General features: G+C 56.8%; 21 protein-coding genes, 2 tRNA genes and 1 rRNA gene. 16 read left to right on the top strand and 8 right to left on the bottom strand.

Annotated elements, in window-relative coordinates; translation table 11 throughout:
• Window positions 1-11: 11 nt before the first annotated feature.
• The 3 genes from rrf to P2R09_RS07335 all read left to right on the top strand — a co-directional run bounded on the left by rrf (window position 12) and on the right by P2R09_RS07335 (window position 1718).
• Window positions 12-127 (top strand): 5S ribosomal RNA (rrf, locus tag P2R09_RS07345).
• Between the two features lie 87 nt (window positions 128-214).
• Window positions 215-291 (top strand) — tRNA-Asp (locus P2R09_RS07340).
• A gap of 635 nt (window positions 292-926) precedes the next feature.
• A complete protein-coding gene (locus P2R09_RS07335; protein WP_033762764.1) occupies window positions 927-1718 on the top strand; it encodes an endonuclease/exonuclease/phosphatase family protein in 792 nt (263 codons plus the stop codon).
• A 103-nt stretch (window positions 1719-1821) separates the two neighbouring features.
• Here P2R09_RS07335 and mltD read toward each other — a convergent pair whose 3' ends face one another.
• Together mltD and gloB are read right to left on the bottom strand one after the other, a co-directional pair.
• Window positions 1822-3198: a murein transglycosylase D gene (gene mltD, locus P2R09_RS07330; protein WP_275768468.1), complete on the bottom strand. Its 1377-nt coding sequence runs from the start codon at window positions 3196-3198 to the stop codon at window positions 1822-1824.
• Window positions 3199-3269: 71 nt separating this feature from the next.
• Window positions 3270-4025 carry a hydroxyacylglutathione hydrolase gene (gloB, locus tag P2R09_RS07325; protein WP_275768466.1) on the bottom strand — a complete coding sequence of 252 codons (756 nt, stop codon included), beginning with the start codon at window positions 4023-4025 and terminating at the stop codon, window positions 3270-3272.
• A gap of 42 nt (window positions 4026-4067) precedes the next feature.
• On the opposite strand from gloB, the gene P2R09_RS07320 reads away from it, so the two are divergent.
• Window positions 4068-4805, top strand: a complete 738-nt coding sequence (locus P2R09_RS07320; protein WP_275768461.1) for a class I SAM-dependent methyltransferase — start codon at window positions 4068-4070, stop codon at window positions 4803-4805.
• Here the strand turns inward: P2R09_RS07320 and rnhA are convergent.
• Entirely contained in the window at window positions 4787-5254 is a 468-nt protein-coding gene (gene rnhA, locus P2R09_RS07315) for a ribonuclease HI (RefSeq protein ID WP_003852549.1), read from the bottom strand. The genes P2R09_RS07320 and rnhA overlap by 19 nt on opposite strands.
• A 51-nt stretch (window positions 5255-5305) precedes the next feature.
• Between rnhA and dnaQ the strand changes: the two genes are divergently transcribed.
• Together dnaQ and P2R09_RS07305 are read left to right on the top strand one after the other, a co-directional pair.
• Complete coding sequence (gene dnaQ / locus P2R09_RS07310; protein WP_275768458.1) at window positions 5306-6037, top strand: DNA polymerase III subunit epsilon; 732 nt, start codon at window positions 5306-5308, stop codon at window positions 6035-6037.
• A 134-nt stretch (window positions 6038-6171) separates the two neighbouring features.
• Window positions 6172-6248: transfer RNA gene (locus P2R09_RS07305), tRNA-Asp, on the top strand.
• 49 nt (window positions 6249-6297) lie between these two features.
• On the opposite strand, the gene P2R09_RS07300 is transcribed toward P2R09_RS07305, so the two are convergent.
• Window positions 6298-7806, bottom strand: a complete 1509-nt coding sequence (locus P2R09_RS07300; protein WP_003852551.1) for an NCS1 family nucleobase:cation symporter-1 — start codon at window positions 7804-7806, stop codon at window positions 6298-6300.
• Window positions 7807-7949: 143 nt separating this feature from the next.
• Between P2R09_RS07300 and P2R09_RS07295 the strand changes: the two genes are divergently transcribed.
• The 3 genes from P2R09_RS07295 to puuE are packed head-to-tail and all read left to right on the top strand — an operon-like array spanning window position 7950 to window position 10386.
• Window positions 7950-8672, top strand: coding sequence for a GntR family transcriptional regulator (locus tag P2R09_RS07295; RefSeq protein ID WP_275768455.1), 723 nt, complete (start codon window positions 7950-7952; stop codon window positions 8670-8672).
• The gene (hpxA, locus tag P2R09_RS07290; RefSeq protein ID WP_003852554.1) at window positions 8669-9400 is read left to right on the top strand and encodes an allantoin racemase; all 732 of its coding nucleotides are present in this window, start codon (window positions 8669-8671) and stop codon (window positions 9398-9400) included. Before P2R09_RS07295 ends, hpxA begins: the two co-directional genes overlap by 4 nt.
• Before the next feature lie 32 nt (window positions 9401-9432).
• The gene (gene puuE, locus P2R09_RS07285; protein WP_039658999.1) at window positions 9433-10386 is read left to right on the top strand and encodes an allantoinase PuuE; all 954 of its coding nucleotides are present in this window, start codon (window positions 9433-9435) and stop codon (window positions 10384-10386) included.
• Window positions 10387-10436: 50 nt separating this feature from the next.
• Here the strand turns inward: puuE and hpxZ are convergent, their stop codons facing one another.
• The 4 genes from hpxZ to P2R09_RS07265 are packed head-to-tail and all read right to left on the bottom strand — an operon-like array spanning window position 10437 to window position 13992.
• A complete protein-coding gene (hpxZ, locus tag P2R09_RS07280) occupies window positions 10437-10817 on the bottom strand; it encodes an oxalurate catabolism protein HpxZ (protein ID WP_275768452.1) in 381 nt (126 codons plus the stop codon).
• Window positions 10817-12214, bottom strand: a complete 1398-nt coding sequence (locus P2R09_RS07275) for an AtzE family amidohydrolase (RefSeq protein WP_275768450.1) — start codon at window positions 12212-12214, stop codon at window positions 10817-10819. The genes hpxZ and P2R09_RS07275 overlap by 1 nt, the downstream gene beginning before the upstream one ends.
• A complete protein-coding gene (gene hpxX / locus P2R09_RS07270; RefSeq protein ID WP_003852562.1) occupies window positions 12211-12393 on the bottom strand; it encodes an oxalurate catabolism protein HpxX in 183 nt (60 codons plus the stop codon). The genes P2R09_RS07275 and hpxX overlap by 4 nt, the downstream gene beginning before the upstream one ends.
• Window positions 12394-12405: 12 nt before the next feature.
• Window positions 12406-13992 (bottom strand): gamma-glutamyltransferase family protein, encoded by a 1587-nt coding sequence (locus P2R09_RS07265; RefSeq protein ID WP_275768446.1) that lies wholly within the window; start codon window positions 13990-13992, stop codon window positions 12406-12408.
• Window positions 13993-14143: 151 nt separating this feature from the next.
• On the opposite strand from P2R09_RS07265, the gene hpxU reads away from it, so the two are divergent.
• The 7 genes from hpxU to hpxK all read left to right on the top strand — a co-directional run bounded on the left by hpxU (window position 14144) and on the right by hpxK (window position 20713).
• A complete protein-coding gene (gene hpxU, locus P2R09_RS07260; protein WP_275768444.1) occupies window positions 14144-14983 on the top strand; it encodes a MurR/RpiR family transcriptional regulator HpxU in 840 nt (279 codons plus the stop codon).
• A gap of 191 nt (window positions 14984-15174) precedes the next feature.
• Entirely contained in the window at window positions 15175-15960 is a 786-nt protein-coding gene (locus P2R09_RS07255) for a transporter substrate-binding domain-containing protein (protein WP_003852569.1), read from the top strand.
• A gap of 10 nt (window positions 15961-15970) precedes the next feature.
• Complete coding sequence (locus P2R09_RS07250; RefSeq protein ID WP_275768442.1) at window positions 15971-16639, top strand: amino acid ABC transporter permease; 669 nt, start codon at window positions 15971-15973, stop codon at window positions 16637-16639.
• Window positions 16639-17295 (top strand): amino acid ABC transporter permease, encoded by a 657-nt coding sequence (locus P2R09_RS07245; protein ID WP_033742952.1) that lies wholly within the window; start codon window positions 16639-16641, stop codon window positions 17293-17295. Before P2R09_RS07250 ends, P2R09_RS07245 begins: the two co-directional genes overlap by 1 nt.
• Window positions 17276-18007 carry an amino acid ABC transporter ATP-binding protein gene (locus P2R09_RS07240; protein WP_008924827.1) on the top strand — a complete coding sequence of 244 codons (732 nt, stop codon included), beginning with the start codon at window positions 17276-17278 and terminating at the stop codon, window positions 18005-18007. Before P2R09_RS07245 ends, P2R09_RS07240 begins: the two co-directional genes overlap by 20 nt.
• A gap of 220 nt (window positions 18008-18227) precedes the next feature.
• Window positions 18228-19463: an alanine--glyoxylate aminotransferase family protein gene (locus P2R09_RS07235; RefSeq protein ID WP_003852571.1), complete on the top strand. Its 1236-nt coding sequence runs from the start codon at window positions 18228-18230 to the stop codon at window positions 19461-19463.
• On the top strand, window positions 19460-20713 hold the full coding sequence (hpxK, locus tag P2R09_RS07230; protein ID WP_275768440.1) for an allantoate amidohydrolase: 1254 nt from the start codon (window positions 19460-19462) through the stop codon (window positions 20711-20713). Before P2R09_RS07235 ends, hpxK begins: the two co-directional genes overlap by 4 nt.
• Window position 20714 lies beyond the last annotated feature (1 nt).

Here is a 20714-nt window from a genome sequence, read left to right as displayed (position 1 = left end):
AACAGAATCTGCCTGGCGGCTTTAGCGCGGTGGTCCCACCTGACCCCATGCCGAACTCAGAAGTGAAACGCCGTAGCGCCGATGGTAGTGTGGGGTCTCCCCATGCGAGAGTAGGGAACTGCCAGGCATTAAATTCGTTCCTTTTCCCCTGACAAGGAAAGCAACAGGAACAGACGGCTCTCAGCCGGTTGCTGAGAACCGTGAAAGAATCGGTGGAGCGGTAGTTCAGTTGGTTAGAATACCTGCCTGTCACGCAGGGGGTCGCGGGTTCGAGCCCCGTCCGTTCCGCCACTTAATTGGAAAGCCCTGACTTAACGGTCAGGGCTTTTTCCATTGCAGCTAAATCAGCCCGGGAAGTTCGCGCACTGATTCCCATCGATCTGCAGGATCATGTTAACGACAGCTGATAATCTGAACATAAAGCAATAATCCCGTTGTCGATTCCACCATTACGAATGTGTTCGGTTAAACGCCGACAACGCCAGCCTCTAAAGCGTTCATATACGCTGTCGCTGCTTAGCTGTCCACTCAGTGAGAAAATCGATAAAAGCCCGCACACAGGCTGGCTCACCCCAGTGTCGTAGCAGTCAACCGCATTAAGGCGCATCCCGACCGGCAGACGTAGTGACTGCACCGGTGCTCCCTCCGCCACTTCACAATCGATCATAAGTCCGAAAGAGAGGTAATCTCCTTACCCCTAAGACAGAGCTGATTAATTGTCTGCCCACAGTCAGGGCTCAATGACGATAAAGACAACATCGCCTCCCGATCTGCCTCGATTTGCTTAGCGAGCGAAAAAGGGCTGCTTTATGCTGGAAATGCGTGATGAATTCCGACATTCACCTGCATCCATTGAAACCCCGGTCTAGAATCCCTATAACAGACAGGTGTTAACTGTATTTTTGAATCATCAGCCAGGCGGGAAAGTGCGCAAAAAAACTTATGCAATGCGATATGTAGCAGGACAACCAGTGGAACAGATCTTTCCACCTGGCGCGATGCTCCATCTCGGTCAGGCACTGCCTCCCGGCGCCCCGTTGCCTGCGCATCCAAACCTCAAGGTCCTGGTATGGAACATCTTTAAGCAGCAACGCGCGGATTGGATGTCAGTACTGGAAGGATTTGGTAAGGATGCACATCTTGTATTACTGCAGGAGGCGCAGACTACACCTGAACTGGTGGAGTTTGCGACCAGTAACTATCTGGCTGCCGATCAGGTGCCCGCCTTTGTGCTGCCTCAGCACCCCTCTGGAGTGATGACACTTGCCTCCGCGCACCCGGTCTATTGTTGTCCGTTACGTGAGCGAGAGCCTCTGCTGAGGCTGTCAAAATCGGCACTGGTCACGGCTTACCCTCTGCCGGCCGGTGATATGCTGATGGTCGTCAACATCCATGCGGTTAACTTCAGCCTCGGTGTGGACGTTTACAGTAAACAGCTGGGGCCTATTGGTGAGCAGATTATGCACCACCAGGGACCGGTAATTATGGCCGGGGATTTTAATGCCTGGAGCCGTCAGCGCATCAATGCGCTCTACCGGTTTGCACAGCGGATGAAACTGGAAGAAGTGATGTTTACTGCCGACCATCGTCGTAAAGCGTTTGGCCGCCCGCTGGATTTCGTCTTCTATCGCGATCTCAGAGTGAGCGAAGCATCCGTACTGGTCACGCGCGCGTCCGACCATAATCCGCTACTGGTGGAGTTCAGTTCAGGACGTTAGTAAAAGACATTCAGGCTGCCAGCAGAAGGGAAGGGAATGCGTGCGTAAACAGCGGCAGATGCATAAAAGAAAAAGGCTGACAATTGTCAGCCTTTTCAACGTATCAGGTATCAGGGGTTGCGTTATTATTCACAAACAGCGTTAAGTTATCGCCGGGTTGAATATCTTTCGCATTGTCCAGCACACTGTTCCAGCGCATCACGTCTTTAATATTGACGCCGTGATGACGGGCAATACTGTCAAGAGAATCACCCTTACGAACACGGTAGGTGATGCTGTTGCCGTTATCAGCCAGTCGGGTGCCATTCGAACCGATAGTCAGAGTCTGACCCGGTCGGATATCAGCACCGCGCAGGTTGTTTTCCTGCTTCAGTGTCGAGACGCTGACGCCAAGTTTAGCGGCGATACCAGAAAGCGTATCCCCACGTCGCACTTTATACCCGCCACTCGCGCTGGCTTTTGCAAGCTGCGTCGGCTGTACTGCTGCGATGTCACCGGAAGCCAGTGAGTTACGCAGTTTAGCGACGTTCGACTTCGGCACCATAATATAGTGCGGGCCGTTTGGCGCTGTTGCACCGCCTTTGTAGCCGGTATTAAAGCTCTTCAGTTTCGTGAGCGACATACCTGCCATTTCGGCAGCCTGCGTCAGCTGTATCTGCTGACCCACTTCCACTCGCGCCAGAGCACGACTTTCATTAGGTGTCGGCAGTTTGATACCGTAACGCTTGTTATTTTTGAGCAGTTCACTCAGAGCTAACATTTTAGGCACATACACGGTTGTTTCGCGTGGCAGCGATAAATGCCAGAAGTCAGTCGGCTTACCGCGCGCCTTGTTCTGCTTAATCGCTTTAAGCACACGTCCTTCACCACTGTTGTAGGCGGCGATGGTTAATAACCAGTCACCGTCAAACATAGTGTTAAGACGCTGCATCATATCCAGCGCAACTTTCGTGGATGCGACCACATCACGTCGCCCATCGTAATACTGGTTTTGTTTCAAACCATAGTTTCGACCCGTAGCTGCAACAATCTGCCAGATGCCAGCGGCATTGGCGGATGACGTTGCCCGGGGGTCAAAAGCGCTCTCCACTATGGGTAGCAGTACCAGTTCCATCGGCATTTTACGTTTCTGTATCTGCTCGACTATCCAGTACATGTACGGCTCTGCCCGTAATGTTACATCGTGGAGATAGCTCTTATTTTTTAAAAATTTACTTTTTTGTTCGCGGATAGCCGGGTTTTCCGGAATCCCCATCTTCAACTCGTCACTAATGAAACTCCAGAGATCTGCGTCTGCTGCGAGGCCAGTTCCATCTTCCTGCCATCGCGGCGACAAAAACTCGTCTCCGTACTTTCCATTTTCACCTTGACCAGCTGAAGACAGACTCTGTGCATGCTGTTCGGGAATATTGGCATCGTTCCTGGACGCCTGACATCCCACCAGCAAGACTGAGGCGAGTAATATCGCTTTAGCCTTCATATGTGTGTCAATAGTTCGCTTAAAAGACGAGCAACTATACGTGACGACTTTTGACAACACAACCCGAAAAATCAAAAAGCGTCTTTCTTCTCGCGTAGAACAGCAAATGTATGCCATAGCGGTTCATCAGAAACATTAACGTTTAAAGCGCGTTGTAAATCAACGTCTTGCGAACGGAGAAATAAATTAATTGACCGTTCGTGCGCCAGTTTTACAGGCAGACTAATGCCATTTTCAGCGCGTAAGTCCTTAATTTTCTGATATTCGGCCATTATTTGCGGGTCATGAGGCAGAATAGCCGCAGCAAACTTCAAATTGGATAAAGTATATTCATGCGCGCAACAGACTAAGGTTTCTCCTGGTAGCTGATTAAGCTTTTGAAACGAATCATACATCTGCTCTGCTGTGCCCTCAAATAGGCGTCCACAGCCACCTGAAAAGAGGGTGTCTCCGCAGAAAAGATAAGGCGCGCTGTAATATGAGATATGTCCTAAAGTGTGACCAGGGGTATGAATCACGTCGAAAGTCAGCCCCAGAACCGTGACTTTATCCCCTTCGCTGACGACCGTTCTGGCTCCTTTGGCCTCGGTTTCCTGAGGGCCGTACACCTCCAGTTGCGGGAAATGCTCACACAGGGTTTTCACTCCACTGGTATGATCGTTATGGTGGTGAGTCAGCAGGATGGCGACCGGCTCCCAGCCGTTGGACGCCATTTTTTCTAACACCGGTTGGGCTTCGCCGGGATCGACAATCAGGCATTTACCTTGATCATCCGTCAGTGCCCAGATGTAGTTGTCCTGCAACGCAGGAATACTGGTAAGATTCATCATCACCTCTCGCAGGTCGTAGTAAAAGGAAGAGCGTAAAGCATGAAGCCCGCTAAATCACGCCAGATTCTGAACGCTCCGCTGTCATGGCGCGATATGCCGTGGGGAGAGTATTTCCGCGACGCGTTAACGCAGCAACTTCAGCCTTACCTCGGAAAGCTATATGGCTTTCATATGCTTAAGCTTGGCAATCTCAGCGCAGAAATCAACACAGAAAATTGTGCTATTTCACATCAGGTCAATGTGGGCAGTAAAGGTGAGCAGTTGCAGGTGCTGGCCGACCCGATGCAGTTACCGTTTGAGTCGAAGTCGGTGGATGCCTGTCTGATGGCCCATACGCTCGCCTGGAGCCAGGATCCTCATCGGGTATTGCGCGAAGTGGACAGGGTGTTAATCGATGATGGCTGGATGATCATCAGCGGTTTTAATCCCTTCAGCCTGCTTGGCGTGAGCAAAATGGTGCCGGGATTAACTCGCAAGGCGCCGTGGAGCGGACGGATGTTCAGCCAGATGCGGTTGCTCGACTGGCTGGGGCTGCTGAATTATGAAGTGGTTTATCGCACCCGGTTTCAGGTGCTGCCGTGGCATCGACAGGGCGGGAAACTGATCAGCGCCCACTTACCGGCGCTGGGCTGCCTGAATATTGTTGTGGCACGTAAACGCACCTTCCCGCTGCTGCCGACACGGGCAAAGAAGAGCCTGACTACCAGCAAGATCCGCCAGACGGTCAACGCGACGCGTCAGTTCCGCAAGGCAGACGATCAGGACTCGGCTTTATAACCGATATCTTCAAAGGCAGGGTTTTCAGCTGCAGTGCGGGCCAGCACGTCGCAGCGTTCATTTTCCGGATGTCCGGCATGCCCTTTAACCCACTCCCACTGAATTTTGTGGGTGCTGAGTGCTAAGTCGAGACGCTGCCAGAGATCGACATTCTTCACTGGCTTTTTATCGGCGGTTTTCCAGCCACGCTTTTTCCAGTTATGGATCCAACTGGTGATTCCCTGGCGCACATACTGACTGTCGGTGCTGAGCACCACATCGCAGGGTTGAGTCAGCGCTTCAAGCGAAACAATCGCCGCCATCAACTCCATCCGGTTATTGGTGGTAAGGTGATAGCCCGCGCTGAACGTCTTTTCATGTTGACCGTAGCGTAAAATCGCACCATAACCGCCGGGGCCGGGATTTCCGAGGCAGGATCCATCGGTGAATATTTCTACCTGTTTGCGCATCTCTGGTAGACTTCCTCTCAAAAACGCTAAGTCTGACATAAAACGGGTCTTATGAGCACTGCAAATAACCGCCAGATCGTTCTCGATACTGAAACCACCGGCATGAACATGATCGGGGTACATTATGAGGGGCACCGCATCATTGAGATTGGTGCGGTAGAGGTGATCAACCGTCGCCTGACCGGCAACAATTTTCATATGTATCTCAAGCCCGATCGGCTGGTCGATCCTGAAGCCTTTGGTGTCCACGGGATTGCAGATGAATTTCTTGCCGACAAGCCCGCGTTCAGCGACATCGCAGATGAGTTTCTCGACTACATTCGCGGTGCTGAATTAGTCATTCACAACGCACCGTTTGATATCGGCTTTATGGACCACGAGTTCTCAAAGCTGAACCGTGGCATTGAGAAAACCGAAACCTTCTGCAAAATTACCGATAGCCTGGCGCTGGCGCGTCGTATGTTTCCCGGCAAGCGTAACAGCCTTGATGCGCTCTGCTCGCGTTATGAAATAGACAACACCAAGCGTACTCTGCACGGCGCACTGCTCGATGCCGAGATTCTGGCGGAAGTTTTCCTGACCATGACCGGTGGTCAGACGTCACTCTCGTTCTTATCGGAAAGTGAAAGTGCCCGTGAGGCTCAGGGAGAGAGCATTCAGCGCATCGTCCGTCCCGCCTCTGCACTGCGCGTGGTCACGGCCAGCGAAGAGGAAGTGGTTGCCCATGAGTCCCGTCTGGATCTGGTGATGAAAAAGGGTGGCAGCTGTCTGTGGCGTGGCTGAATGGCCTGTTTTTGTGGATAAAATCAACGCCAAGCTGAAAAAAACAGCAAACGATTTATTCACCTGGAAAAAGCGTTGACGCCGTAACAACCTGCCATTACTATGCGCCTCGTTCTCGACGGGGAACAAAGCGCGGAGCGGTAGTTCAGTTGGTTAGAATACCTGCCTGTCACGCAGGGGGTCGCGGGTTCGAGCCCCGTCCGTTCCGCCAATCTCTTTAAAAAAGCCGATTCAGAAATGAATCGGCTTTTTGCTGTCTGCTATTCAGCGACGGCTTGATTCTTCTGCGCCACTACCTCGCCATGCGCGCGGGTCACATCTTCAGCTTCACGATCTTCACGGGCGATAAAGCGATAGCAGCCCGCCGCCAGACCGGCACCAATAAACCAGCTGAAGTTCGCCACCTGATGCAGGGAAGGAATAAAACTAATCACCAGGCAAATCGCTACCGACGGCAGCAGCGCGCCAATCGCTTTGGGGTTAAAGCCACCGCGATACCAGTAACGACCAGATGGCGTGTCATTAAACAGATCGTCGACTGAGATACGGCCACGCTTAATCAGATAGAAATCGGTTAACAGAATCCCGAACAGCGGCCCGATAAAGGATCCCAGCACATCCAGGGTGTAGTGAATCAGCTCAGGCGACTGGAACAGGTTCCACGGCGTTAACAGCACTGAACCAACGGCGGCGATCATCCCACCGGTGCGGAAGCTGATTTTCTGTGGGGAACAGTTCGAGAAGTCAAACGCGGGTGAAACGAAGTTCGCTACGATGTTGATGCCGATGGTGGCGGTAATCATGGTCAGCAGACCAATCGCGACCGCCAGATCGTTGCCGACCATGCTTACGGTTTCGATAGGATCGGTGATCATTTTGCCAAACAGCGACTGGGTGCCCGAGACAATCACCACCGTCACCACTGAGAACAGCAGGAAGTTAAACGGCAGACCCCAGCGGTTGCCGCGACGGATCTCGGACATGTTCTTGCCGTAGCGTGAAAAGTCACCGAAGTTCAGTAGCGGCCCGGAGAAGTAAGAGACCACCAGCGCCGTGGCCGTAATCATCTGCCAGGTCTGCTCGCCTGCGGTCAGCGATTTGCTGGCGAGGGTAAAGGAGATGCCATCGAAACCGGTCTTGTATACAATCCAGCCCGCCAGTGCCACCATCACCACATAGACCGCCGGTCCAGCGACATCAATAAACCGTTTGATGGCGTTCATGCCGTGCCAGAACACCATCGCCTGCAGTAACCACATAATGCCGAAACAGCACCAGCCCAGCAGCGACAGGCCCAGCCAGTGTGGTACGGTCATTGATGTCAGCGACGGCGCGAACTTTAGCAGCACCAGCATCAGGGCATTCGCCGCCAGATAGGTCTGAATGCCATACCAGGCGAAGGCAATCAGCCCGCGAATCACCGCCGGAATATTGGCGCCAAACACGCCAAACGCCTGACGACAGATCACCGCATAAGGGACACCCGCCATCTGGCTCGGTTTCGCCACCAGGTTCGCACAGATTTGCACGATGCAAATCCCGGCCAGCAGGCAGAGCAGCACCTGCCAGCTGGCTAATCCCAGCGTGAAGAAACTGGCGGCTACCACATAGCCGCCCATGCTGTGCACATCGGACATCCAGAAAGAGAAGATGTTGTACCACGACCAGTTCTGATTGCGAGTCGGTGCCAGGTCTTCGTTACAAAGCCGTGGGCTGTAACGGGCACTGGCTTCAGAGGCCGCGCTGGCCACCGTTGATTGTTTTGGCATGAAACCTGCTCCTGTACCTGAAAGTGGAATGAATAATCTGGTAAGACGGTATTGCAGGATTCAGGCCAGATCTGTTTTCTTGTATACAATATTTATTTTTCACGTATACGATAGTGGCACACAGCGAGCGACCGGAGCAGGTAATGACGAGTAAAACAGGCCAGCGAGACGCCACTCATCTGCAGGACAAAGATGAAGGGATTTACCAGGCGTTGATGAACGCTATTGTTGAGCACCAGCTGCCGCCAGGCAGTAAATTGCCGGAAGAGGCACTTTCCGGGGTCTTTGGGGTGAGTCGCACCGGCATCCGTAAAGTGCTGCAGCGCCTCGCGGCGGTGCAGATGGTCACCCTGACGCCCAAACGTGGTGCGCAGGTGGCGACACCCGGCGTTGAAGAGGCACGTGACATCTTCTCAACCCGCAGTTTAATGGAGTGCGCCAATCTGCCTGCGGTACTGGCGCATCTGCAGCCTCCGCATCTGGCGGCACTGGAGCAGCTCATTGCACAGGAAAACCAGGCGCACGCCGATCATGATGGTCCGGCAGCCATCCGGCTTTCCGCCGCGCTTCATATTCAGCTACAGGCGATCTCCGGTAATCAGGTGCTCACCGGCATGGTGACCAGCCTGACCCAGCGCTCCTCGCTGGTGATTGCCGCCTATGGCGCACCCTGGCAGCGCGGCTGTCGCTGTGACGATCACGCGAATCTTCTGGCGTTACTGCGTGCACGTGCGCTGGAACCGCTGACTCTCGCGCTTCAGCATCACTTTGAGCACATCGTATCCAGCCTGCACTTTGAGCGCAGCGGAGAAACCCTGCCCGATTTCTCCCGACTGTTTGCCTCAGTCTCTGGAGTCGCTTCATGAGTCTGATTCAGGTCATTAATCCCAACACCAGTCTGGCGATGACCGAAACTATCGCTCAGGCCGCGCGTGCGGTCGCCGCACCGGGCACCGAAATTCTGGCGGTTTCGCCGTCGCAGGGCGTGCCCTCCATTGAAGGGCACTTCGATGAGGCGATCGCCGCCATCGGCGTGCTGGAGCAGATCAAGCTGGGCAGGGAGCAGGGTGTCAGCGGGCATGTCATTGCCTGCTTCGGCGATCCGGGTTTACTGGCCGCGCGCGAGCTGGCCAGCGGGCCGGTAATCGGCATTGCGGAGGCGGCGATGCATACCGCCACGCTGCTGGCGACACGTTTCTCCATTGTCACCACGCTGCCGCGCACGCTGGTGATTGCGCGTCATCTGTTGCAGCAGTATGGCTTTACCCATCACTGTGCCGCGCTGCATGCCATCGATCTGCCGGTACTGGCGCTGGAAGATGGCAGCGGTCTGGCGCAGGAAAAAGTGCGGCAGCGCTGTATTCAGGCGAAACGGGAAGATGGCAGCGGGGCGATTGTGCTGGGCTGTGGCGGAATGGCGACGCTGGCGGCTTCGCTGACCCAGGAGCTGGGCCTGCCGGTGATTGATGGCGTCAGCGCAGCGGTGAAAATGGTCGAGTCGCTGGTGGCGCTTGGCTTTGGCACCAGCAAACATGGCGATCTGGCCTGGCCTTTGCAGAAACCTCTCTCAGGTGCGTTTCAACATCTAAACTAACGGAACTTTCCCGAATCAAAACAGGTGGAGTAATGACTGACGCTGCAGAGAAGAAAGAGTACAGCTTTAACAAAAACTATCCGCGCGATTTAATCGGTTATGGTGCCAATCCGCCGCACGCCGCCTGGCCCAATAACGCCCGTGTGGCAGTGCAGTTTGTCCTGAATTACGAAGAGGGTGCAGAAAACAGTGTGCTGCATGGCGATGCGGGCTCAGAGCAGTTCCTCTCCGACATCATCGGTGCAGCCAGCTATACCGATCGTCACATGTCGATGGAGTCGCTGTATGAGTACGGCTCCCGCGCCGGCTTCTGGCGCATCCACAATGAATTTCAGAAACGTGGTCTGCCGCTAACCGTGTTTGGTGTGGCGATGGCGCTGGCGCGTCATCCTGAAATTGTCGAGGCGATTAAACAGGCGGACTACGATGTGGTCAGCCACGGCTGGCGCTGGATCCACTATCAGGGCATGGATGCAAAAACTGAACGTCAGCATATGCAGCAGGCGGTGGATGTGCTGGTGGATCTGTTTGGGAAAGCGCCAACAGGCTGGTACACCGGGCGCGACAGCCCGAACACCCGTCGGCTGGTGGTGGAGCAGGGTGGGTTCAGCTACGACAGTGACTACTACGGCGATGATCTGCCGTTCTGGACGCAGGTTACCTGCCAGGATGGCACGGTAAAACCGCACCTGGTTATTCCTTACACCCTTGAGTGCAACGATATGCGCTTTGCCTCGCCGCAGGGGTTTAACACCGCCGAACAGTTCTTCACCTATCTGCGCGACACCTTCGATGTGCTGTATGAAGAGGGAGAAACGGCGCCGAAGATGATGTCGGTCGGCATGCATTGCCGCCTGCTGGGTCGCCCTGGCAAATTCCGCGCGTTGCAGAACTTCCTCGATCACATCCAGCAGCACGACGACGTCTGGATCTGTACCCGCCAGCAGATTGCTGACCACTGGATCGCAACTCACCCGGCGCCTTAGGCCAGTTCCGGCGCTTGCCCCGTTCTGAACGGGAGCAGCGCCGGATGCCGTCAGCTCATCAGACTGACCTGCGCCGCCACGATGCACCAGCCGCGGGGCATTCGCACCCAGGTCTGCTGCTGACGGCCAATCTTATCGCTGCCAGGGCGGGTAAATTCGGTGCTGCAGACCGCATAATCCTCGCCAAAAGTCGTAATCACGGTGTTCCGTAGCGTCCTGTTCAGACCGGTTGAAGGACGCGCGGCCCGGAAGGCCCGAATTTCATCAATGCCATACAGATTCTCACCCGCCCCGAGACGCACGGTTCGCGGGTCATGCCAGAACAGCGCATCCAGTTCTTCCACGTCATTGCTGACCAGCGCCTGCTCGTAGCGATAAAACTGCGCTGTTACCTCGGTGAGCACCTGCGGTAAATTAATCTCTCTGTTCATCAGGCTCCTGCCATATTCATTTGCGGCATCGTAATGCCCTGTTGTTCCAGTGCCCAGGCGGCGCGTAGTACTGCCTCTTCATTAAACGGACGGGCGATAAGCTGTAATCCAATCGGCAGGCCATTTCGGGTCGCCAGCGGCACGGTACAGACCGGCAATCCCAGGAAGGAGATCGGCTGCGTCAGCATTCCCATGCTCGCCTTGGCGGGCAGCGACTCACCCTGAATCGTCAGGGTTTGCTGACCGATAGTAATCGCGCTGCAGGGCGTCGCTGGGGCGATCAGCACATCGAACCGATCAAACAGCGGTAACACCTGCTGCTGAAAATGGCGACGGAAACGCTGTGCCTGCACATACCAGGCACCAGGCATCATGGCACCGGCCAGCAGACGTTCACGTGAGTTCGGTTCAAACTGCTCCGGCATCTGACGCAGGGCAGGCAGATAGTGATTGCCGCCTTCGGCGGCGGTCATGATAAACGCCGCCGAGCGGGCCAGCTCCGCCTCCGGCATCAGCACCTCTTCCTGAGCCTCAAGCGCGGCTGCGACTACCGCGACGGCCGCGCGGGCATCCTCATCGCACCAGCGGGCAAAAAAACCATCCAGCACGCCACAACGTAATCCTTCGCTGCCCAGTGCCAGCCCTGGCAGCGTCGCGTCCAGTGGACGATCAGCCTGAAACGCATCAGCGTGGTCTGCGCCCTGCAACAGGTCATACACCAGTGCCAGGTCCTCAACCCGGCGCGCCAGTGGGCCGATGTGATCAAGGCTGGCGACAAACGGATGGCTGCCGCTGCGTGACAGACGGCCAAAAGTCGGTTTAAGACCAAAAATACCGCACAGCGATGCGGGCACCCGAATCGAGCCGTTGGTGTCGGTGCCCAATGAAAAGTGGACCAGCCCGGCGGCCACGGCGGCGGCTGAACCGCCTGAAGAGCCGCCCGCCACGCGGCTCAGATCGCGCGGATTGTGCGTCGCACCATAGTGGCTGTTTTCGGTGGTAAAACCATAGGCATAGGCATCCATGTTCAGCATGCCCGACAGCAGCGCGCCCGCGTGACACAGTTTCTCCACGGCAAACGCATCTGCCTGTGCCACGGGGCGATCGCGAAACAGGCTGGCACCGGCCAGTGTGCTGTGGCCCGCCACATCAAACAGATTTTTCACCGCATACGGGATGCCCGCCAGCGGTGGCAGGGTTTCGCCGCGCTGCCGCTGCGCATCAATCGCGCTGGCCTCTTTTAACATGCGCGGCCCGGTCACTTCCGTCCAGGCATTCAGCGCCGGATTATGCTGCTCAACTGCCTGCAGCGTGCTCTTCGCTACCTCCACCGCGCTGATCTCACCCTGCTGGATCGCCCGTTGCAGGCTCTGAATCGAAATATCACCTAATTTCATGCCTGGTATACTCCTGCCACTTCCAGCCGATCGTCCAGCGGAAACGCCATCAGGGGCGCCGCCATCTCCGCGATACGCGACAGCTGGATCAGCAGTTCAGCACGGCGGGCGTCATCCAGTTCCAGTTGCAGTATCTGCTCCATATGGCCGATGTAGCTGGCCCAGTCGTGTTGATTCATGATTCGCTCCTGTTAAAAACCGGCAGCGCTGCCGTTACTGCGCGGATCGCTTGCGCCCTCAAACATGCCGTTGCTGTGACGCACGATGGCGCCCGCATGGCCCACGGATTCGCTGAAGTCCGGCAGCATTTCCACCTCATGTCCCCACAGACGCAGCATCAATACCGTTTCGTCGTCAAAACGGCCTTCCAGTTTCAGTGAGTCGGACGATTGCCCCCAGGTCCGGCCCAGCAGCCAGCGCGGCGCACTGACCGCCTGCTGTAACGGCAGGCCCTGAATGACATGGCGGGTAAAAATCGCCGCCTGGGTCTGCGGCTGACCATCTCCTCCCATGGCGCCATACACCATTGTCCGGCCATCTTTCAGGCGTGCAGCGGCGGGATTCAGGGTATGAAACGGCTGCTTGCCGGGCGCAAGGGCGAGTAAATCGTCAGGATCCAGGCTAAACGCCGCGCCACGGTTCTGCCAGGTAATACCGGTGCCGGGCAGCACCACACCACTGCCAAACTCGTGATAGATGCTCTGAATAAAGGAGACCGCCAGACCGCTGCTGTCCATCACGCCCATCCAGACGGTATCGCCCGGTCCGCGTCCATTCCCCCAGGCTGCCGCCTCACCATCGGTGATCTGGCTGGCGAGTGTGGCAAGGTGATCGCTATCCAGCAGCGCCTGCAAATCTTCGGTAACGTGACGGGGATCGGTGATGTGTTTGTCGCGCAGCGCAAAGGCTTTCTTAGTGACTTCAACGATGCGGTGCACCGTCTGCGCGTCATCAGCCTCCGCCATTTCCAGCCGGTCGGTGATGCCAAGGATTGCCAGCGACACCATGCCCTGCGTCGGTGGGGCGATATTCCAGATGTCGCCTTCGCTGTGTGCGAGGTGCAGTGGCGTTGTGCGGCGGGCACGATGCTGCTGCAGATCGGTCAGCGTCACCGGCATGCCCAGCGTCGCCATCTCGTCGGCCAGATGATGAGCCAGCGGGCCGCGATAAAAACTGTCGAGTCCCTCTTCGGTGAGCTGACTGAGAGTGTTCGCCAGTGCGGGCTGGGTGAAACGGCTGCCGGGCTGCGGCACCTCGCCGTCAGGCATAAACGTGGCGCTGAAGCCGGGCTGATGCTGCAACTCACTGCGGAACGTTGCGGTGGCGGCGCTCTGTGAAGCGGTCACCGGAATGCCGTCGGCGGCGTAGCGAATCGCATCCCGCAGCAGACGAGCCAGCGGCAGCGGCGGGGTGCCCATCTCCTTAGAGAGCATCAGTGCCTCCTGCCAGCCACTGACTGTACCGGCCACGGTCAGCGCCGCTTTCGGTCCGCGATGTGGGATTTTCGGGTGATCGGCGTAAAAATCGCGGTGAGCCAGTGAACCTGCTGCGCCGCTGGCGTCGATAGCGACGGGATCACCACCGGGCGGCAGAATCAGCCAGAAACCGTCGCCGCCCAGTCCATTCATGTGTGGATAGACCACCGCGATAGTTGCGGCGGCGGCCACCATCGCTTCAATGGCATTACCGCCATCACGCAGTACCGCGAGTGCGCTTTCACTCGCCAGATGGTGCGGCGTCACCGCCATCCCCTGCGGGGCCATATTGCTTTGAATCATCGTTTTCTCATTCTTCGGGTGACAGAACGCATAACAAAGCAAGAGCTGTTCCAGTTTTCACCCTGCGATGACAATGCGCCGGTTAACCTGGCGTAAATTGTGCTAGGTTTTGCTAAACAAAAGTGCTGAAACAAAAGTTACAGGACGCCTTATGAAGCAGCTTGATGAACGACTCAGAAGTCACTATCCCCAGCTCTCGCCACAGGAACAGCGCATTGCTGACTTCGTGTTTGACCATTTCGATGACCTGATCAGCTACAACAGTGCCGAGCTGGCGCGGCTCAGTGGCGTGTCGAAAGCCACGGTCAGCAGGCTGTTTAAGCGTCTGGGCTACGAGAAATACAAAGATATGCGTGATGAATTACGTATCCTGCGTCAGAGCGGCATGCCGCTGACGGATAATCGTGATGCCGTGCAGGGCAATACCTTGCTGGCACGCCACTATAAGCAGGAGATGGCGAATCTTACGCAGTGGGTTAACAGCCTGGATGCACAGCACTTTAACGAGGTTCTTCAGAAGCTGTCGCAGGCAAAACGCATCTTTATCATCGGTATGCGCAATGCCTACCCGGTGGCGCTGCACCTGCGCCAGCAACTGGTACAGGCGCGTTCGCAGGTGCATATTCTGCCGCAACCGGGCCAGACGCTGGCTGAGGAGCTGGTGGATATCACACCGGACGACATGGTCATCGTGATGGCCTTTCGTCGTCGTCCACGCATCATTCGCCCGCTGATGCAGCAGCTGCAGGCAGCCGGTATCCCGCTGCTGGTACTGTGTGAGCCGCAGGCGCAGACGGTGATTACCCTGGCGCGGTGGCAGCTTTGTACGCCGCTGGATAGCGTCTCCGCTTTTGACAGTTACAGCGCGGCCATGAGTCTGGTTAACCTGATTGCTAATGCCCTGCTGCATGAAATGCTGGCTCAGGGACGTCAGCGGATACATCAGATCGCTGACCTGTATCAGCAGTTTGACGAACTGGAGCACCGTTAACAGGCACCGTTTTGGTGCTTTGCCCCATTTCAGAACACATCTTTCCCGGCGTAATCGTCCTGATTACGTCCAGTTTCAACGGAACTCTCTGCCGTCTAACCCTTTTTTAATTGCCACCCGCATTGGCACATTAGTTGCAGAATGCATCCCAAAGAATCTTTTGTTTCACGTTAATCTCACCGGGGTGCATAATGAAAAAAGTTTTAATGGCGGTAGCAGCTGCAGCTTTACTGATGGCTCAGGCGGGAAGTGCGCTGGCCGATCAACTGCAGGACATCCAGAAACGCGGTGTCATCCGCGTCGCTGTGCCGCAGGATTTCCCACCCTTTGGTTCGGTCGGCACTGACCTGCAGCCGCAGGGGTATGACATCGACACGGCGAAATATCTGGCAAAGCAGATGAAACTTAAGTTGCAGCTGGTGCCGGTCAGCAGTGCCAACCGCGTGCCTTATCTGCAAACTGATAAGGTCGATCTGGTTATCTCCAGCATGGGTAAAAATGCCGAGCGTGAGAAAGTGATCGACTTTACCCGTGCCTATGCGCCGTTCTTCCTGGGCGTATTTGGTCCGAAAGGCGATGAGATCAAAGCGGCGTCGGCTCTGAGCGGCAAGTCGATTGGCGTCACGCGCGGTGCGGTAGAAGATATGGTGCTCAGCGACGTTGCGCCGAAAGATGCGCAGATAAAACGCTATGAAGATAACAACACCACGTTGTCTGCCTATCTCTCCGGTCAGGTGCAATATGTCGCCACCGGTAACCTGGTGGTCGCCGCTATTGCACGCCAGAATCCGGCTAAAGCGCCTGTCGCGCAGTTTATGCTGAAAGATTCACCCTGCTTTATCGGCCTGAAGAAAGATGAGCCTGCGCTGAAAGCGAAAGTCAATGCGCTGATTGAGCAGGGCATCAAAGATGGCACCCTGAATAAACTGTCAGAAGAGTGGCTCAAAGCGCCGCTGCCCGCCAACCTCGGCGCCTGAGGACGGATTCATGACCGGGCAACTTAACTTTCCCGCCCTGTGGCCCTACTGGCCGGAGCTGCTCTCCGGTCTGTGGGTCACCATCCAGTTGACGGTGCTGGCGACGACCGGTGGTGTGGCGCTGGGCATTGCGGGCGCGGCGCTGCGCAGCGGCAAACCCAGCTGGATGAGCCGCCTGTGGGGCATCTATGTCGAGCTGATCCGCAATACGCCGTTTGTGGTGCAACTGTTCTTTATTGTTTTCGGTCTGCCTGCAATGGGGCTGAAACTTACCGCTGGCGAGGCGGCGCTGCTGGCGATGCTGATCAACCTTGGCGCTTACAGTACCGAGATCATCCGCGCCGGAATTCAGGTAACGCCCAAAGGGCAGTGGGAAGCAGGCCGGGTGCTGGGATTAACCCGCAGCCAGACGTTTTTGCGGGTGGTGTTGCCACCTGCACTGCAGCGCATTTACCCGGCGCTGGTCAGTCAGTGCATCATCGTGATGCTGGGGTCGTCGGTGGTGTCCCAGGTTTCCTATGAGGAGCTGACCTTCGCCGCTAACCTGATTCAGTCGCGCACCTTCTTAAGTTTTGAGGTCTATCTGGTGACCACGCTGATCTACCTGGCGTTGTCGATTGCGATGCGCCATCTGCTGCTGGCAATTGGCCGTAAATGGTTTGGAGTGCAGCCATCATGATGACGACCTTTACTGACTGGGACATCCTGCGCAACCTGCTGCTGGCGGCGCGCTGGACCCTGTTACTGTCGCTGGTGGCCTTTGCCGGCGGAACGCTGGTGACGCTGCCGTTGCTGTTTCTGCGTCTGCTGCAACGCAAGTGGCTGACGCGCGTGATACGCGGTTACACCGCGCTGTTTCAGGGCACGCCGCTGCTGATGCAGCTGTTCCTGGCATTTTTCGGCGTCGGGCTATTCGGCATTGATGTCGCGCCCTGGACCGCAGCTTCGCTGGCATTGACCTTCTACACCAGCGCCTTTCTGGTGGACATCTGGTACGGCAGCATTCGCGCCCTGCCGAAAGGGCAGTGGGAAGCGTCACGCTGCCTCGGCCTGACCTTTGGTCAGACGCTATGGCGGGTGGTGGCACCCCAGGCGATCCGTATCGGTATCGCGCCGACCGTGGGCTTTGCCGTGCAGGTGATCAAGGGCACCGCGCTGGCCTCAATTATCGGCTTCATTGAGCTGACTAAGGCGGGCACCATTCTGAACAACGTGACCTATCAGCCGTTTAAAGTCTTTGGGCTGGTGGCGCTGGGCTACTTCCTGATGTGTTATCCGCTGTCTCGCTACAGCCAGTATCTGGAGAAAAAATTCAATGCCGCTCATCACCATTAATCAGGTGCAAAAATATTACGGCGACAACCATGTGTTGAAAGGCGTGGATCTGGATATCGACATGGGCGAGGTGATCTCGATCATTGGTCGCAGTGGATCCGGCAAAAGCACGTTGCTGCGCTGTATGAACGGGCTGGAAGGCTATCAGGAGGGCAGCATCAAGCTCGGCGGGATGACGATTACCGACCGTGATTCGCAGGCGCGTGAAATCAGCCGCTCGGTCGGAATGGTATTTCAGAGCTTCAACCTGTTCCCGCACATGACGGCGCTGGAGAATGTGATGCTGGCGCCGCGCCGGGTGCTGAAAAAAAGCGAGGCCGAGTGCCGTGCGCTTGCGGCGCAGATGCTGGAGAAAGTCGGGCTGGGTGAACGTCTTGACTACTATCCTGCCAGCCTCTCTGGCGGTCAGCAGCAGCGCGTGGCGATCGCCCGTGCGCTGGCGATGACGCCGAAAGTTTTACTCTGTGATGAGATCACCTCCGCGCTCGATCCTGAACTGGTGGGCGAAGTGCTTAAAGTTCTGGAGCAGCTGGCGGCAGAGGGAATGACGCTGATCCTCGTCACCCATGAAATGAGCTTCGCCCGCGACGTGGGCGATCGTGTGGTCTTTATGCATCAGGGGCGCGTCTGGGAGCAGGGCGACAGTAAAACGCTGTTCGCCCAGCCGCAGACGCCGGAGCTGAAGCAGTTTATCTCTTCGGTTCGTCTCTAAATGTTTAGTTTGACAGGCGTTTATTGTTGCAGACAGTCTGACCACGGACAGCGCGGAACAACCGGAGCGTACACGAAGTACGTGAGGATGACTCGCTGTGCTCGCCCCTTCAGGGCCGCCCTTACGGGCGTTCAGGTTGCTAAAGCAGCCTGTGTGAGCACTGCCCGGGGCCAGAATGGCAAATAAAATAGCCTGTCGGGCATCAGAAAAGGAAATGATGATGGATATAACACAATACCCGCAACTCAATCCGCCACAGCGTCTGCTGATGGGACCGGGACCGATCAACGCCGATCCCCGCGTGCTGCGCGCCATGTCGAGCCAGCTGCTGGGTCAGTACGATCCCGCGATGACCCACTATATGAACGAAGTGATGGCGCTCTACCGCGGCGTGTTCCGCACAGAGAACCGCTGGACGCTGCTGATTGATGGCACCTCTCGTGCCGGCATCGAATCGATACTGCTCTCCGCTATCCGCCCTGGCGACAAAGTGCTGGTCCCGGTGTTTGGCCGCTTCGGTCACCTGCTGTGCGAAATTGCCCGCCGCTGTCGTGCGGACGTTCACACCATCGAAGTACCGTGGGGCGAAGTCTTTACCCCGGACCAGATTGAAGATGCGATCAAAAAAGTGCGGCCACGCCTGTTGCTGACCGTGCAGGGCGATACCTCGACCACCATGCTGCAGCCACTTGAGCAGCTGGGGGCGATCTGTAAACAGTACGGCGTGCTGTTCTACACCGATGCCACTGCGTCGCTGGCGGGCAACCCGCTGGAGACGGATGCCTGGGGACTGGATGCCGTATCGGCGGGGATGCAGAAATGCCTGGGCGGCCCATCGGGCACGTCACCGATCACCCTGAGCGCAGAGATGGAAGCGGTGATCCGCAAACGCAAATGCGTGGAGCAGGGGATCCGCACCGAGGCGCATCAGGATGGAGATGATGAAATGATCTACTCCAACTATTTTGATCTCGGCATGATCATGGATTACTGGGGGCCGGAGCGACTTAACCATCACACCGAAGCGACCAGTGCGCTGTTTGGCGCACGCGAGTGTGCCCGTCTGATCCTGCAGGAAGGGCTGGATAACGGCATCGCCCGTCACAAACTGCATGGTGAAGCGATGCTGAAAGGCATTCAGGGAATGGGGCTGGAGACCTTCGGCGATCTGAAAAACAAGATGAACAACGTGCTGGGCGTGATGATCCCGTCAGGTGTCAACGGCGATCAGGTACGCAAACTGATGCTGGAAGATTTCGGCATTGAGATTGGCACCTCATTTGGTCCGCTGCATGGCAAGGTGTGGCGCATCGGCACCATGGGTTACAACGCGCGCAAAGATTGCGTGATGCAGACGCTATCGGCGCTGGAAACAGTGCTGACTCATGTCGGTTATCGCACGCCGCAGGGCGCGGGTGCGCAGGCCGCCTGGGATCACTACGGGAGCCAGGCATGATGATGAGTGCCAGCGAAGCTCAGGCCGCTGCACAGCGCGTGATGGCGCGCTGTGATGCGCTGGCAGCGATCAGCGAAACGGCTGAGGGCCTGACCCGCGTCTACCTGTCGGCGGAACATCTGCGCGCCAACGCCTGCGTCGGTGAGTGGATGCAGGCAGCGGGGATGCAGGTGTGGCAGGATGAAGTCGGCAATATCTGTGGGCGCTATGAGGCGGCAGAAGCGGGTGCGCCTGCGCTAATGCTCGGCTCCCATCTCGACACGGTGCGCAACGCCGGCCGCTACGACGGGATGCTGGGCGTGCTCAGCGCCATTGAAACCGTACAGTGGCTAAATGAACATCAGCGCCGCCTGCCGCTGGCCATTGAGGTGATTGGCTTTGGCGACGAAGAGGGCACCCGTTTTGGCATTACGCTGCTGGGCAGTCGCGGGATTACCGGCAGCTGGCCGCAAAGCTGGGTGACACATCCCGACGGCAACGGCATTACTGTCGCGCAGGCGATGGCCGATGTTGGTCTCGACAGCGACAGGATCGCATCTGCGGCGCGGCGGGTTGAGGATATCGTCGGATATCTTGAGCTTCACATCGAACAAGGCCCCTGTCTGGAGCAGGAAGATCTGGCGCTGGGCGTAGTGACAGCGATCAACGGTGCGCGCCGCCTCAACTGTCGTTTCACCGGCGAAGCGGGCCATGCGGGAACGGTGCCGATGACGCATCGCAAAGATGCGCTGGCCGCCGCCGCCGAGTGGATGGTGTTTATCGAGCAGGCCACCCGAGAGCAGGATCCGCAGCTGGTCGCGACTGTGGGCACGATTAACTGCGCGCCGGGTGCAGTGAATGTGATCCCCGGCGAGGTATCGCTGTCGCTGGACGTGCGCGGTCCGCTGGATAATCCGCTGGAGACGCTGCTCTCCAGCCTGCTAACGCAGGCTGAGGCGATTGCGCTGCGCCGTGGACTTCGCTTCGAGTCGAACGAATATTATCGCATCGGTGCTACTGCCTGTGACTCCGCGCTGCAACAGGCGCTGAGCCATGCGGTGGAAACGGTGCAGGGTCGTAGTCTGTCACTGCCGAGCGGGGCCGGGCACGACGCTATCGCTATCGCTGAACGCTGGCCGGTCGGTATGTTATTTGTGCGTAACCATCGCGGCATCAGTCATCATCCGGCAGAGTCGGTGGCGGTTGACGATGTGGCTCCTGCGCTGCAGGCTTATCTGGAAGCGGTCTCGCTGATTGCCGGACGGAGTTAAA

This window comes from Pantoea sp. Cr_R13, assembly GCF_029222565.1.
In the GTDB taxonomy this organism is placed as follows: Bacteria; Pseudomonadota; Gammaproteobacteria; order Enterobacterales; family Enterobacteriaceae; genus Pantoea; species Pantoea eucalypti.
The sequence above is the reverse complement of the archived record's forward strand: the minus strand, read 5'-3'. Positions and strand labels throughout refer to the sequence as shown.

Excerpts from the sequence above, each read along its gene's own strand:
- mltD (WP_275768468.1), bottom strand. The coding sequence starts at position 3,198 with ATGAAGGCTAAAGCGATATTACTCGCCTCAGTCTTGCTGGTGGGATGT.
- gloB (WP_275768466.1), bottom strand. The coding sequence starts at position 4,025 with ATGAATCTTACCAGTATTCCTGCGTTGCAGGACAACTACATCTGGGCA.
- P2R09_RS07320 (WP_275768461.1), top strand. The coding sequence starts at position 4,068 with ATGAAGCCCGCTAAATCACGCCAGATTCTGAACGCTCCGCTGTCATGG.
- rnhA (WP_003852549.1), bottom strand. The coding sequence starts at position 5,254 with ATGCGCAAACAGGTAGAAATATTCACCGATGGATCCTGCCTCGGAAAT.
- dnaQ (WP_275768458.1), top strand. The coding sequence starts at position 5,306 with ATGAGCACTGCAAATAACCGCCAGATCGTTCTCGATACTGAAACCACC.
- P2R09_RS07300 (WP_003852551.1), bottom strand. The coding sequence starts at position 7,806 with ATGCCAAAACAATCAACGGTGGCCAGCGCGGCCTCTGAAGCCAGTGCC.
- P2R09_RS07295 (WP_275768455.1), top strand. The coding sequence starts at position 7,950 with ATGACGAGTAAAACAGGCCAGCGAGACGCCACTCATCTGCAGGACAAA.
- hpxA (WP_003852554.1), top strand. The coding sequence starts at position 8,669 with ATGAGTCTGATTCAGGTCATTAATCCCAACACCAGTCTGGCGATGACC.
- puuE (WP_039658999.1), top strand. The coding sequence starts at position 9,433 with ATGACTGACGCTGCAGAGAAGAAAGAGTACAGCTTTAACAAAAACTAT.
- hpxZ (WP_275768452.1), bottom strand. The coding sequence starts at position 10,817 with ATGAACAGAGAGATTAATTTACCGCAGGTGCTCACCGAGGTAACAGCG.
- P2R09_RS07275 (WP_275768450.1), bottom strand. The coding sequence starts at position 12,214 with ATGAAATTAGGTGATATTTCGATTCAGAGCCTGCAACGGGCGATCCAG.
- hpxX (WP_003852562.1), bottom strand. The coding sequence starts at position 12,393 with ATGAATCAACACGACTGGGCCAGCTACATCGGCCATATGGAGCAGATA.
- P2R09_RS07265 (WP_275768446.1), bottom strand. The coding sequence starts at position 13,992 with ATGATTCAAAGCAATATGGCCCCGCAGGGGATGGCGGTGACGCCGCAC.
- hpxU (WP_275768444.1), top strand. The coding sequence starts at position 14,144 with ATGAAGCAGCTTGATGAACGACTCAGAAGTCACTATCCCCAGCTCTCG.
- P2R09_RS07255 (WP_003852569.1), top strand. The coding sequence starts at position 15,175 with ATGAAAAAAGTTTTAATGGCGGTAGCAGCTGCAGCTTTACTGATGGCT.
- P2R09_RS07250 (WP_275768442.1), top strand. The coding sequence starts at position 15,971 with ATGACCGGGCAACTTAACTTTCCCGCCCTGTGGCCCTACTGGCCGGAG.
- P2R09_RS07245 (WP_033742952.1), top strand. The coding sequence starts at position 16,639 with ATGACGACCTTTACTGACTGGGACATCCTGCGCAACCTGCTGCTGGCG.
- P2R09_RS07240 (WP_008924827.1), top strand. The coding sequence starts at position 17,276 with ATGCCGCTCATCACCATTAATCAGGTGCAAAAATATTACGGCGACAAC.
- P2R09_RS07235 (WP_003852571.1), top strand. The coding sequence starts at position 18,228 with ATGGATATAACACAATACCCGCAACTCAATCCGCCACAGCGTCTGCTG.
- hpxK (WP_275768440.1), top strand. The coding sequence starts at position 19,460 with ATGATGATGAGTGCCAGCGAAGCTCAGGCCGCTGCACAGCGCGTGATG.